Genomic DNA, 13,586 nt, shown 5'->3' with positions numbered 1-13,586 from the left:
TATGCCCACTTGGAGACCCCTGTCCCTGGTTTTGTCGCTGCTCCTCGCGACAGGAGTCGTCGTGGCCTCGCCTGCCGCGGCGGCTCCTGTCGCGGTCTGCGCCGCCGGGCCGGTGAGCCCGTCGAAACCGGCCGGCGCCGTGGTCGTCGAGCCGGGAACCGACCTTTCCGCGAAGACGCGTGAACTCCCGGCAGGCACGACGTTCTGGCTGACCAAGGGCACGCACACGCTCGGCCCGGACGAGTTCGGCCAGATCATCCCGAAAGACGGCAACGCCTACCTCGGCGCACCCGGCGCGGTCTTGAACGGCGCGGGCGTCAACCGCTACGCGTTCACCCAGCAGGCGAGCGACGTCCTCATCCGCGGCCTCACGATCCGCGGTTTCGTGGCGCCGCAGGATGAGGGCGTGGTCAACCACGACTCCGGTGCGCACTGGACCATCGAGGGCAACACCATCGAAGACAACCGCGGCGCCGCGATGATGGCGGGACCGCGCCAGGAGATCCTGCGGAACTGCCTGCGGAACAACGGGCAGTACGGCATCAACGCCTACCGCGCCGGCGACGGGATCACCGGACTGCTCGTCGAAGGCAACGAGATCAGCGGCAACAACACCGACGACTGGGAGAAGAAGGTACCCGGCTGCGGCTGCAGCGGCGGCGTCAAATTCTGGGCCGTCGACGGTGCCGACGTCCGCGGCAACTGGGTCCACCACAACCACGGCGCGGGACTGTGGGCGGACACGAACAACAACGACTTCCTCATCGAGAACAACGTGATCGAGGACAACGAGGCGGAGGCGTTGTTCTACGAAACCTCCTACAACCTCGTCGTCCGAGGGAACACCTTCCGGCGCAACACCCTCGTGCAGGGCCGCGCCTTCGCCGCGCGAGGCGACGACTTCCCGGTCGGGACGATCTACCTGTCCGAGGCCGGCGGTGAACCGCGCGTGCGCGCCCGGACGTCGCTGATCGAGATCGTCGACAACGTCTTCGAGGACAACTGGGCCGGAATCACCCTGTGGGAAAACGCGGACCGCTTCTGCAACAGCCCGGCGAACACCTCTTCCGGCTCTTGCACGCGCCTCGTTCCTTCGGTTTCGACCTGTTCTTCACCCGGGATCGCTTCTCGTCCCTTGTACGACGATTGCCGGTGGAAGACGCAGCGCGTTTCCATTCACGGAAATCGTTTCCGTATCGGTTCTGAGTGTTCCGGCTTTTGTGGCCGGATGGCTCTTCTGTCGAATTTCGGGACCTATCCGGACTGGTCGCCTTACCGGGGCTCTTCCGTTTCGGAGGCGGTGACCTTCCGGCAGGAGAACCGGTGGCACGGCAACGTTTACTCGGGTGAATGGCGCTTCGTCGTGCACGATACTTCGCGGACGGTGGGGGTTTCGGGGTGGCAGGGGGCTCCTTACTCGCAGGATGCTTGTAGTTCGTTTGGAGACGGTGGGTGCTGAGGCGGACCTGCTGCGAGGCGGGGTCGAGTGGGGAAGATTCCGGACGTTGAACGTCCGGAATCTTCCCCACTCGACCGAATTTCGGCGTGACAGGTCCGTTCAAGCACCTTTTCGAGCACTCTTGTCGGTGCCGAGGTCCATGGTGATCAAGTGCATCGAGGAAACTGGACGAACAACCCGCTTCTGACCAATGGCCCGCAGGTCCTTCGAGCGGCGGAGCTCGAAGCCGCCGGTGTGCCGGAACGGACCATTACGCGCCGATGCCGTCCCGGCGGCCCGTGGCAACGGCTACTTCCCGGGATAGTGCTGCTCCACAGTGGAGAACCCACCGATGAACAGCGGCTCCAGGGCGCGTTGCTCCACGGACGCGAAGGCTCGAGCCTCACTGGTCTCTGGGCACTTCGCCACCACGGTTTGCAACGATTGCCCTCACCGCGGGACGTGCACATCCTGATACCCCACGATCGGCGAGTCGCCACGACGGGGTTCGTGCACGTCGAAAGGACAAGGCACCTTCCTCGTCCGTATTTTCGCGGTGAGCTGCCCGTCGCCCCCGTCCCCCGAGCCGTCATCGACGCCGCCCGCAGGCTCACGAACGAAGACGAGATCCAGGCGATGATGGCCGAGGCCGTCCAACGCCGCTTCTGTACCTCCGGCATGCTCGCCGTCGAACTCGACCAAGCGAGACGCACCGGAACCGCCCTACCGAGACGAGCCCTCGCCCCGCTCCTCGGAGGAGCCCAATCGGTCGCCGAAGCCGACGCTTGGCACCTCTTACGAAGATCCGGTCTCCCGCCCGGCCAGTGGAATGTCGCGATCCACGACGCGAACGGGAACTACATCGCCACGCCGGACTTCTGGTGCGATGAGGTCGCGTTCGCTTGGGAGATCGACTCGTACCGTCACCACACGAGCCTCGAAGACCACCGCGCCACTGTCGCCCGCAACGCCCGGTACGCCGCCGCGGGGATCGTCGTGTTGCAGACCCTGCCGTCCCGGCTGCGCACCGAGCCGGACGTCGTGCTCGGCGAACTCCACGCCGCGTTCCGGGCCGCACGAACCCGCCCTCGCCCAGCCGTCGGAGTCAAGCAGGCCGCGTGACGTGGAGGGATGGCAGAGACGCCCGAGCCTTCACCGGTGCTCACCGACAGGTTCTGGATTCGGCACATGTTCGAAGGCACGCACGTCGACTTCACCCGATACGGCAAGGCCGAGCAAGAATGGGCTGGTCACACCGGATGAGGACACCGGCGAGATCCTCGCGTTCTTCCAAGGGGAGCGAGAGAACCGCGTCCGGCTGGTCACAGTCACGCCTCTGGATACCTTGGGGCGCGGTGGCGTCGAGGAGTTCCCGGCTTTGGCGTGGATCTTGTTCCACCTCGCCCAGCCGTCGTAGCGACACTCAAGCCCGCCGCGTGAGCCGGTCCACCGCCCACCCCGCCACCGGCACCACCGTGACAGCGACGCCGAAGCCCCCGAAGGTGTCCGTCGGGTAGTGCGCCCCCAGCGCCACCTCAGCCCACCCCATCGCGAGCCCCGCGAGCGCGACCAGCCCCACCAGTACCGAAGCCGCGCCGCCGGGTCCGAGGTCCCGTACGTCGATCACCAGCAACGCGACGACCGCCGCCACGGTCACCGCGAAAGCCGTGTGCCCGCTGGGATACGAGAGGAACTCGCCGTGGATCAGCCTGCCGGTCAGGGGTTTCAGGCCGGTGGTCAGCGCCACCGTCACCCCGGCCGCGGCCACCAGCAGGATCGCCGTCCGCGGCCGCCGGTGGCGCAGGCACAGCCAGCCGAACAATGCGATGACCACGACCGCGCCCACCGGTTCGCCGGCGAAGTCGATCGCGGTCGCCAGGTACCAGAGCGGGCCTTCGACCCGGTCGATGGCCGGAAGCAGCAAGGCGTCCAGTCCGGCTGTGTGGGAGGTTCCGGCGTAGCGCACGCCGAGGACGAGGGCGACGAGGAAGCCGAAAGCGCCCAGGACCCACAGCGGGATCCGCGCCCGCGGCGGGAGCGCGGGCGGACCGGTGATCACGCGGGCGATACTACGTCGATCGCGGCCTGGTATCCGCCGACGAGTCGTTCGAGACCGACCTTCGGCGTGAATTCCTGTTCGTACACCAGCCGGGCCGCCCAGCCCATCTGCTGGTTCCGTTCGGCGTCGATGACGATTTCCCGCAGCCGGGCCGCGAGCGAGTCGGCATTACCGGGTTCGTGCAGCAAGCCGGTGACGCCGTCCTCCACCAGTTCGCGGAAGGCGCCGTGGGCGGCGGCGACCGTCGGGACACCGGCGGCCATCGCCTCGACCACGACGAGGCCGAACGTCTCCAGCCATGCGGAGGGGGCGACGACGGCGGTCGAGCGGGTGACGAGGTCGCGACACTCCTCTTTGGACTGGAGGCCGACGTAGCGGACGTCGTCGCGGCCGTGTGCCCAGCGGGCGACCTCGTCCTGCATCGGGCCGGTGCCGGCGATCACCAGCGGCGGCAACGGGCCGCCCGCCGCCGCGAGCCGGTCCCAGGCCGCCATCAGCAGGCCGACCCCCTTTTCGGCGGTGATCCGGCCCAGGAACAGCACGTGTTCCCCCGCGCCCTTGCGCGTCTTGCCCGGATCGTCGACGTAGTTGTACTTCACCATGAGCCGCTCGGCGGGCATCCCGGCGGAGATCAGCACTTCGCGTTGCGCGCCCGAAATGCAGAAGAACCGCGAGACCCAAGACCACCAGCGTTTGCGATTCAGCATCAGACTTGCCGCCATCGGCACGGTGGCGAGCCCCGAGCCGCGGTAGCACCCGTGCCGCACGGCCGGAATCGGCTTGCGGCCTACGCAATCGGTGCACACCTTGCCATCGCGGTACAGCGTGCCGGGAGGGCAGATCAGGGAGTAGTTGTGCACGGTCGCGACCGTCGGGACCCCGGCATCGGCACAAGCGGCGAGTACCGAAGGCGACAGCAGCGGGAACGTGTTGTGGATGTGGACGACGTCCGGCCGGTCTTCGCTCAACCGCCGGGCGAGTTCCGCGCGTACGGCCCGATTCCACGGCACCTGAAGCGGGACGACGGCCTTGCGCGGAAGCGACATCTCCGCGATGTCGTCGCTGCGCCGTTCGAACAGGTCGACGTCGTGCCCGGCTTCGGTCAGCAACGCGGCCTCTTGGTCGACGACGTTGTTCTCCCCGCTCGGCTGCTCGGATCTGTACCGATTGTGGATCACGAGGATCTTCACGCCGTCTCCTTGAGAAACTCGGGTTCGTCGACGGGCACCCGCGCCAGCAGCGACGCGGCCAAGGCCAGGTGCAGCAGGTACGGCGACGCGTCGCCGAGGCCCGCCTCGGTGTAGGAGGCGGAAAGACAGTAGGTGATCAGGAAGATCGCGCACGCCCGCGCGGGCGACGGCGGCCGCAGCACCGCGACCACGACCAGCACGAGCAGGAACGCCGCCACGATCGCCATCCCGACGAAACCCTGTTCGTGGTAGACCGCGAGCCAGCTGTTGTCGATCGGGAGCCCGTCGTAGGACTTGTCGGTCAACCCGACACCGAACAGGTACTCCAGCGTCGTACGCGGCGCGTCGAGCAGCGCGTCCCACACCTTCGCCCGGCCCGTGAGGCTGGAGAAGTTCTCCTCGCTCTGGCCACGCAGGAACCACGCCTGCAACAGCCCGCCCAGCGCCACCACGACGATCAGCCCGCCGAAGACCAGTCCGGTGAACACCTTGCGGGCGCGGGCGCTGGACATCCATTGCGACATCAGCGCCACGACGGTTCCGGCGACCAGGCCGAGCATCGCGGTGCGGGTGTGGGTCAGCAGCAGGATCCCGAACGCCGGGACGATGACGATCAGCGCGTTCCGCCGGTCCAGTTTCCCGCCGAGCCACAACAGGGTCGTGAGGCCGATGACGATGGCCGCGTACTGGCCGACCTGCGGTGGGGTCAGCGGCCACAGCGTCCCGGTGAGCCGTCCGCCGTACTCGAACGGCAGCGCGTTGCCGGGGCTCAGCGCGAGCCCGATCACCACGGTCACCAGCACCACGGTGTACGCGCGGATGTGGGTGCGGACGAGGTCGAGGCCGCCCCACCAGCGGGTCAGCAACCACAGGGTGCTGAGGAACAGGCCGAACCGGAAGCAGCGGAACAGCGCGCCGAACCCGCCGTCGAGGTTCAGGCTCGCGACCACGCTCAGCACCAGCAACACCGTGAGCAGGAAGAGATAGGCGCTCGGCCTGATCCGCAGCTTGCTGTTCAAGGCGAGCGCGATCACGAACGCGGCACCCAGCGCGCCCATGGTGATCAGCTGGCTGACCGACCTCGGCAGCGAGAGGACCGTCTTCGCGCCTGTCGAGCCCAGGGTGTTGATGATCAGTAGCGTCCAGACGACACCGACCGCCTTGGGCGTGCTCTGGCGGATCGCCGCCGCGGGCCGGACCGCGGGATCGAGCATGTCAGCCACCTCCGGCACGGGTGAGTTTGCTGCCCGGGTCCTGCCGGTAGGGCGAGCCTTGCCACTCGCCGAAGCCCAGCACCCGGCTTGGCTCGAAGGCCACGAAGCTCCACGGCCCGGAGTAGGTGTTGTCGTAGAGCCGGTTGCCCTGGGCGAAGGTGATCGCGTGCTGGACGACCTCGCCCTTGTACGGCGACCACTCCGGGAACGTGCCGAAGTTCGCGAGCATCGCCATCCGCGCGCAGCTCTCCTCGCAGCCGGTGGCGGCGGGGTCGAGCACGAAGCGGTTGTGGTGGATCTCGACGCGCTGGGTCTTCCACCGGCAGTCGGCGTTCAGCGCGCCTGCCGCGATCGCGGGCTGCGCGCATTTCCCCTGTTCGGGCACCAGCCGGGTGCAGGATCCGGACGACGTGTTCGCCGGGCTGTTGCAGAACCGGTCGGAGTTCTCCCACAGGGTGACGCCGTTCCAGTTGTTCTCGAACGAGTTCCCGGAGATCTCCAGTTTGTCCGTGCGCGCCTTCACCCTCGGCTCGCCACCGGACTCGGACACGTAGATCGACGCCACCGGGAAACTGTCACCGCGGTCGATGTAGCGCTTGCCGTCCACCCAGTTGTTGCGGCGGAAGGTGTTGCCGCGAATGACGGCGTTGTAGCTGGTCTCGTACAGGAGGGCGGAGCTGTCGTTGTTCTCGATGACGTTGCCCTCGATGAGGAAGTCGTTGTTGTTCGTGTCCGCCCACAGGCCCGCGCCGCGATTGTCGTGCACCCAGTTACCGCGGACGTCGGCGCCGTTCACCGCCCAGAACTTGATCCCGCCGGTGCAGCCACAGCCGTCGATCTTGCTTTCCCAGTCGCCGGTGTTGTTGCCGGAGATCTCGTTACCCTCGACGACGAGACCGGTGATGCCGCTGTCCCGCGCGTAGGCGTTCATCCCGTACTGCCCGTTGCGCCGCAGGCAGTTGCCCCGCACCTGCTGCCGTGCGCCCGCCATCAGCGCGGCACCGTCGTTGTCCTGCAGGGTGCTGTGCTCGACGATCCAGCCGTCGGCCGAATCGTGGTTGACCACACCCTCGTCGTGCGGTGCCGCGAAACCCTGCACGGTCAAGTACTGGATCTTGACGTCGGCGCCGTCGCCCGCGAAGGCGTACTGGTTGATCTTCCGTCCGTCGAGGACAGCCTTCGGGCCACCCACGTAGACGTTCCCCGGCTTCGGATTGACCTGGTCGTAGCGGTCGTCACCGAGCTTGTGCGTGCCCGGTGCCAGCCAGAACGTCGTCCCGGCCGGGCTCGACCGCGTCTTCGCGGCGAGGTCGCCCGGTACCGCCGGGTCGATCTTCACCGCCCCCGCCGGCGCCTCCGCCGGACCCGCCGGCTGCTTGTCGCACACCTGCGCGATCGAACCGGACGGCGCCTTGGCCGGATCCGGTCCGGGCCCAGGCTCTTCGGCCGGTGTGGTGCAGGCGGTGAGCGCCAACGGGCCGAGCAGCACCAGAAGCGCTGCCCGGCGAAGACGGTGCGGTCGTGCGATCACAATGGGGGGTCCTCGCTACCTGAATCGAAGGTGAGCGCGGTGGTGAAGGTGGTGCCGTCGGCGGCTGTTCCGCTGCCGAGCACCGTCCACGCGGGCTCGCGCCTGCCGAACCCGGCCGAATACCAGCCCAGCGGCGGGGTGGTCTCCCCGCGGTGCGCCGTCCACCGCAGCTCCGGCGGCAGTTCGAGCGAAGCCTTCCGTTCGTGGCCGTCGACCGTCCAGGACAGCGTCGCCGTCCCGCCGGACAGCGCGACCTCGACGGCCGGGCCGAGGTGGAACGCGAGACGGCACGGCCGCGCATCGCCGCCGCGAACCTCGTCGGAAATGCGCAGCTCGGCACCCTCCAGCTCCACCGAGCGCCGGTGGACCGACGGCGCGTAGCCGTCGTGCTCGGCACTCCAGTGCGACGGCGTCCCGGCCGAGATCACCGTAGTGACGGCGTGTTTCGTCCACAGGAACGGACCGCCGGAAACGGACTGGTCGGTACCGGAGAGTTCGAGCGTGTTGTGCCCGGCCGTGGACCGGAAGTACGACCGCCACTTCGGTTCGCCGTGGTAGCAGTAGGTTCCCGGGTCGGCGAGGATGTCGACGCCGTCGTGCCGGACTTCGACCGAGAGCGCGTCCGCGTGCGCGTGTGCGGCGATGGACAGAAAGCCGTGCGGCCCGCCGTCGCAGCGGCACCAGATCGCGCCGTCACGCAGAATGGTCGTCCCCGCGTCGGCGAAGTCGTCCCGGCGCTTGACCGGACGCGACGAACGCACCTCGATGTTCCCGCCCAACGCGGAGAAGAGCTGCGTCCGCACGTCCCCGGCACGCACCTCCGGCCACCAGTCGGTCCGTCCGAAAAGGACTGTTCCGGTGTTCAGCAGCGAAGCCCAGCGACTGGTTTCGTCGCCGTCCACGATCAAGCCGAAGCCGTCGTCGGCGTCACCCTGCCTCGGCGGCCGCAGCCGGTTGTCCACTATGGACGCCAGCGCATCGGTCATCCGGAGCAGGACCAGCCAGGTCGACTCGGGTACCGCGACACCGGCGGTCTTCGCCTCCAGCGCCCCGGCGAGCCCGAGTTCCAGGACGAGCCCGTGGTACTCGGTGGCGAGTTCGCGGTTGATCCCGGAGTCGAAGGTGTTGTGGCGCAGCATCTTGTCCAGCGACGTCAGCGCCGAATCGCGCCACCCCGCGGATTCCGGGAACCAGTCGAAAGCGCAAGCGGCGGCGAGTTGCCCGGCGTCCTCGGCGATCACGTGGTTGTTCGCGGACGAACCCCGGCTGGGGAACGCCGCCAGCCAGCGCTGGTGCTGCCAGATCTGGTTGAGCGCCACCGGGTTGTCCTCGAACAGCGCCGGGGCGGGCGCCCAGCCGTCGAGCAACCGCCGGACCCAGACCCACGACAGCAACCGGATGCCGAGTTCGATCCCGCTGACCCAGTGCACCCCGCGCATCGGCGGGTTGGCCGCCCACCAGGACTTCAGGTGCGCGGCGACGCGCTCGGCGTACCGGTCGTCGCCGGTCAGGGCGTACGCGGCGGCCAGCACGGTGAGGTGCTGGTGCCGGGACGGCTCCCAGATCTGCTTGATGTCACCGACGGCGTCCTCGCTCCGGTACGGGATATCGAACGAGTACACATCGGACGGTGCGCGCCTGCCGGTCTTCGGATCGAACGACCAGTCCGGGCCGACCAGGTCGTCCCGTTCGACGCCGAAGTACTCGGCGCGCCCGTCCATCAGCCGGTCCGCCTTGACGAGCAGATCCTTGACCGCTTCACCGGAGACGGCGGCGAGAACGTCTTCGCCCGGCACGGACGCGAATCGCCGGTCCGGCAGCCAGACCGCCTTCTCCCCCGCGACGCCACGCCACTGGCGTTTGCGCACGACGTCGGTCACCCGGCCCGCGATCTCGGCGGGCCCCATCCGCGACAGTCTTCGCAGGTACCAGGAGGGATCCATCAGCCAAGCCCCTCCTTGGCGTCGATCCGCACCACGGCACCGGTTTCCAGGCTGCGGTTGACCGCGAGCGTGGCCAGCGTCGTCGAGACCAGCGAGTCGACGGACACCGGCATCGCGACCCCGGTCGTCAGCGCGTTCACGAAGGCTTCGAGTTCGGCGGCCTGCCCCTTGTCGCGACCCTTGGGGATGCGCGAACTCGCCCACTTCTTGCGGCCGAACACCGACGCGCGCGCGAAGTCGTCGAACTTCAGCACCTTGCCGTCGGCGGTGACGTCGACGGTCTCCTTGGGGAACGCCGAAGAACCGCTGGTGGTGTAGGCGATCGACGCCGTCGAGCCGTCCGGGTAGCGCAGCAGGATCTGCAGGTCCTGGTGACCGGGTGTCGCGGTGGCGTACACCGAGACCGGGTCGGAACCGAGCAGCCAGCTGACCGTGTCGATGAAGTGGCCGCCCTCGCCGGCGAAGCGCGAACCCTCGCTGTCGGCCTGGTTGTACCAGCTGCCCGCGTCGAGACGACCGGCGTTGACCAGGTACCGCACGGAAGCCGGGCCGATCCGCGGTCCGAAGTGGAGCACCGACTCGTTCAGCAGCGGCGCGAACCGGCGGTTGAAGCCGACCTGCAGCCGGTCGTTGCCGGACTCCTCGATCGCGCCGAGCACGACCTCGAGTTCCTTCTCCGACAGGGCGAGCGGCTTCTCGACGAAGACGGCCTTGCCCGCGAGCAGCGCGCGGCGGGTCAGCTCGGCGTGCGAGCTGTGCCGGGTCACGATGAACACCGCGTCGATCGAGGTGTCTTCGAGCATCGAGTCGAGGTCGGTGGTGGCGCGCGCGAAACCGAACTTGCGCTTGGCGTTCGCGCCCGAAAGCGCCGAGGTGGTGACGACGTCGGCGAGGTCGACGTTCTCCATCTCCGCCAGATGCGGCAGGAGCATCGAGGACGCGTAGTTACCCGCGCCGATGAACCCGACCCGCACGCCGCCGGGCTTCGGCGCCGCGCGGACCACCGACGGCTTCGGCACGGATACCGAGGTGACGGCCTGCTCGGCGGCGCCCGCCACCCGCTTCTCGTATTCGAACAGCACCGCGACGGCCTTGAGTTCGCCCTCGTTCAGCTTCCGGTACGTCTCGACGGCGTCGGAGAAGTCCGAGACGTGCGAGATCAGCGGCTCGACGTCGAGACGGCCGCTGCCCATCAGGTCGACGACGCATTCGAGGTTACGGCGCTCGGTCCACCGGACCTGGCCGATCGGGTAGTCCCGGCCTTCGAGTTCGTACTCCGGGTCGTAGCGGCCGGGGCCGTACGAGCGGGAGAACCGGACGTCGAGTTCCTTTTCGTAGTAGGCGTTCCACGGCAGGTTCAGCGAGCATTTGCCGATGTCGATCACCCGGCCGCGGTCGCGGGCCAGCTTCGCGGCCAGCTCCACCGGCTCGTTCGTGCTGCCGCCCGCGGCGAGGTACACCTGGTCGACGCCGTGCCCGGAGCTGATCTCCGCGACCGCGGTGTCGATGACGCCGGATCCGGGATCACCGCATTTCAGCGCCCCGAGCTGTTCGGCGAGCGCGCAGCGCGCCGGGTCCGGGTCGACGCCGACCACGCGGACGCCGGAGGCCACCAGCAGCTGGACGACCAGCTGCCCGATCAGGCCGAGCCCGATGACCAGCGCGATGTCGCCGATCTGCGGTTCGCCCTGGCGGACCCCCTGCATCGCGATCGAGCCGACCGTGCCGAACGCGGCGTGCCGAGGATCGACGCCGTCGGGCACCTTGGTGTAGAGGTTCTTGGGCACCCAGTTGAGTTCCGCGTGCAGCGCGTGCTCGTTCCCGGCGCACGCCACGAAATCTCCGACGGCGACGTCGTCGATGCCCGCGCCGACCTCCTCGACGACACCGCACAGCGAGTACCCCAGCGGCGTGTAGGAGTCGAGTTTGTTCATCGCCTTGCGGTAGGTGGCGCCCAGTCCGTTCGCCGCGACGCTCTGCATCACCTTCGCGACCTGATCCGGCCGCGCCTTCGCCTTGCCCACCAGGGAAAGGCTCGCCTCGGACACCTTCATCATCTCGGTGCCGGTGGAGATCAGCGAATAGGCGGTGCGGACCAGCACACCCCCCGGTTTGCACGCGGGGACCTCGACGTCGAGAAGCGCCAGCTCCCCGCTCTTGTAGTTCTGCACTACCTGCTTCACGTCGCTCCTCAGCGATCAATCGGATCGGGCCGCAACGGCGCGGCGGTAGGTGGGCGGTCGGGTTGGTCGTGAGTGGCGATTCGGGTTAGAACCCGAATCGCCACTCACGACCCACCGGACCGGGCGGCAACGGCACCGCGATACCAGTATTCGAGGGTCAAGATGTGCCAGAGATGTTTGGACCGGTCCTGCTGCCCGGACGCGTCTTCGTCGACGAGCCGTTGCAGGGCCTCACGGCGGAGGAAACCGGCCTTCACCAATTCGCCTTCATTCGTCACCTCGCGCACCAGCGGCGCGAGGTCGCGGCTCATCCAAGCCCGCAGCGGCGCGCTGAACAGACCCTTGGGCCGGTGCACGATCTCGGCGGGCAGGATCGACAACGCCGCTTCCTTCAGCGCCATTTTCCCCTGGCGCTTCACGATCTTCTTGTCACCGGGGATCCGGAACGCGGCCTTCACGACCTCGATGTCGACGAACGGCGTCCGCACTTCGGTGGAGGCGGCCATGCTGGACCGGTCGGTGTAGGCGAGGTTGAGTCCGGGCAGGAACAGCCGGGAATCGGCCAGGCACATTCGGTTCACGAAGTCGGTCAACGTGTTGTCGTGATAGGTGTCCGCGTGCTCGGTGAGCACGTCGCCGACGGCGCCCGCGAGGTCCGGGTTCAGCAACGCGACGAGCTCGGCCTGGTCGTACATCGTGTAGCTGCGCCGGAACGCGGTCTCCTCCGGCAGCTCCGCGAACGAGAGGAACCGCTTGGCGAAGCGGACCGACCGGAACCCGCGCTTCGACGTCGCCACCGGCAGTCTGTCCACAAGGGACTCCACCGGCCGCCGCACGAGACCGGGGACCCGCTGGTACTGGACGGCGATCTTGTTCGCGAGATGTTTGCGGTAACCGGCGAACAGCTCGTCGGCGCCCATGCCCGAAAGCATCACCTTGACGCCTGCCTCGCGAGCGGCGGTGCAAATCAGGTAGCTGTTGATCGCAGCCGGGTCGCCGATCGGCTCGTCGAGGTGGTAGGTCATCCGCGGCAGCAGGTCGAGCACCTGCGGCGCGATCTCGATCTCGTGCAGGTCGACGCCGAACTTCGCGGCGACCTTCTTCGCGTACATCAGATCGTCCGGCATCGCTTCGAACTTCGCGTCCTCGGCCCGGAAACCGATGGTGTACGCGGAAATGCCGGGCTGCTCACGCGCGGCGAGCGCGGTCAGGTAGCTGGAGTCGAGGCCGCCGGAGAGGAACGTCGCGACCGGCACATCGGCCATCAGGTGCTTGCTCGTCGAGTCCTCGATGACGGCGTTGAGGTCGAACTCGCCCTCGTAAGCGGCTCCCTCTTCGGCGACCTGGCGCAGCGACCAGAAGGTGCCGCGTTCGACGTCACCGTTGGGCCGGAACCGTGCCCAGCTGCCCGGTGGCAGCTTCTCGGCCTCGCGGAACGCGCAGCGTCCGTCCGGAACCCAGTAGTAGAGCAGGGAAGCGACGAGCGCGGTGTCGTCCACGGTCAGCGATCCACCGAGTTCGGTGGCCAGCGCCTTCAGTTCCGACGCGAAGACAACGCCCTTGCCGCGGCGCACCAGGAAGAGCGGCTTGATCCCCAGCTGGTCGCGCACCAGCACCAGCTCGCCGGAACGCTCGTCGAAAACGCCGAACGCGAACATGCCGCGCAGCCGGTGCAAGCCATCGGTGCCCCACTTCCGCCAAGCCTCCAGCAGGACCTCGGTGTCGGAGGTCCCCCGGAACCGCACACCCGCGGCTTCGAGTTCCTTCCGCAGTTCCGGCGCGTTGTACAGCTCGCCGTTGTAGGTCAGCGCGAGCCCGCCGGAGACCATCGGCTGCGCGCCGGTCTCGGTCAGGTCGACGATCGAGAGCCTTCGATGTCCTAAGTGGACTTCCCCGTCCCCGGCCCGGTGGTCGTACCGGCCAGAACCGTCCGGTCCGCGGTGGGCGAGGATCTTGGTGAGCCGATCGGTGAGCGGTCCCCCGTCCGGCCACGAGTAAGCGCCTGCGATACCGCACATCTGCTTTTAC

The 13,586-nt window shown here is 68.1% G+C and carries 10 protein-coding genes; 3 read left to right on the top strand and 7 right to left on the bottom strand.

Annotation, left to right across the window (positions count from 1 at the left end; all coding sequences use genetic code 11):
- The first annotated feature begins 1 nt into the window (after position 1).
- The 3 genes from ACZ54P_RS06095 to ACZ54P_RS06085 all read left to right on the top strand — a co-directional run bounded on the left by ACZ54P_RS06095 (position 2) and on the right by ACZ54P_RS06085 (position 2,701).
- On the top strand, positions 2-1,459 hold the full coding sequence (locus tag ACZ54P_RS06095) for a right-handed parallel beta-helix repeat-containing protein (RefSeq protein WP_465460460.1): 1,458 nt from the start codon (positions 2-4) through the stop codon (positions 1,457-1,459).
- A 489-nt stretch (positions 1,460-1,948) separates the two neighbouring features.
- Positions 1,949-2,560 (top strand): hypothetical protein, encoded by a 612-nt coding sequence (locus tag ACZ54P_RS06090; RefSeq protein WP_465460459.1) that lies wholly within the window; start codon positions 1,949-1,951, stop codon positions 2,558-2,560.
- A gap of 9 nt (positions 2,561-2,569) precedes the next feature.
- The gene (locus tag ACZ54P_RS06085) at positions 2,570-2,701 is read left to right on the top strand and encodes a hypothetical protein (RefSeq protein ID WP_465460458.1); all 132 of its coding nucleotides are present in this window, start codon (positions 2,570-2,572) and stop codon (positions 2,699-2,701) included.
- 160 nt (positions 2,702-2,861) lie between these two features.
- Here ACZ54P_RS06085 and ACZ54P_RS06080 read toward each other — a convergent pair whose 3' ends face one another.
- From ACZ54P_RS06080 to asnB, 7 genes are all read right to left on the bottom strand, one after another.
- Positions 2,862-3,497 (bottom strand): phosphatase PAP2 family protein, encoded by a 636-nt coding sequence (locus ACZ54P_RS06080; protein ID WP_465460457.1) that lies wholly within the window; start codon positions 3,495-3,497, stop codon positions 2,862-2,864.
- A complete protein-coding gene (locus ACZ54P_RS06075; protein WP_465460456.1) occupies positions 3,494-4,687 on the bottom strand; it encodes a glycosyltransferase family 4 protein in 1,194 nt (397 codons plus the stop codon). Before ACZ54P_RS06075 ends, ACZ54P_RS06080 begins: the two co-directional genes overlap by 4 nt.
- Complete coding sequence (locus tag ACZ54P_RS06070; RefSeq protein WP_465460455.1) at positions 4,684-5,901, bottom strand: O-antigen ligase family protein; 1,218 nt, start codon at positions 5,899-5,901, stop codon at positions 4,684-4,686. The genes ACZ54P_RS06075 and ACZ54P_RS06070 overlap by 4 nt, the downstream gene beginning before the upstream one ends.
- Before the next feature lies 1 nt (position 5,902).
- On the bottom strand, positions 5,903-7,432 hold the full coding sequence (locus ACZ54P_RS06065) for a right-handed parallel beta-helix repeat-containing protein (protein ID WP_465460454.1): 1,530 nt from the start codon (positions 7,430-7,432) through the stop codon (positions 5,903-5,905).
- Positions 7,429-9,375 carry a heparinase II/III family protein gene (locus ACZ54P_RS06060; protein ID WP_465460453.1) on the bottom strand — a complete coding sequence of 649 codons (1,947 nt, stop codon included), beginning with the start codon at positions 9,373-9,375 and terminating at the stop codon, positions 7,429-7,431. Before ACZ54P_RS06060 ends, ACZ54P_RS06065 begins: the two co-directional genes overlap by 4 nt.
- Positions 9,375-11,558: a bi-domain-containing oxidoreductase gene (locus ACZ54P_RS06055; protein WP_465460452.1), complete on the bottom strand. Its 2,184-nt coding sequence runs from the start codon at positions 11,556-11,558 to the stop codon at positions 9,375-9,377. The genes ACZ54P_RS06060 and ACZ54P_RS06055 overlap by 1 nt, the downstream gene beginning before the upstream one ends.
- Before the next feature lie 104 nt (positions 11,559-11,662).
- Positions 11,663-13,576, bottom strand: a complete 1,914-nt coding sequence (gene asnB / locus ACZ54P_RS06050) for an asparagine synthase (glutamine-hydrolyzing) (protein WP_465460451.1) — start codon at positions 13,574-13,576, stop codon at positions 11,663-11,665.
- Between the last annotated feature and the right edge of the window lie 10 nt (positions 13,577-13,586).

Source organism: Amycolatopsis sp. NPDC034160, assembly GCF_055575355.1.
This window is presented reverse-complemented; position numbering and strand designations above follow the sequence as displayed.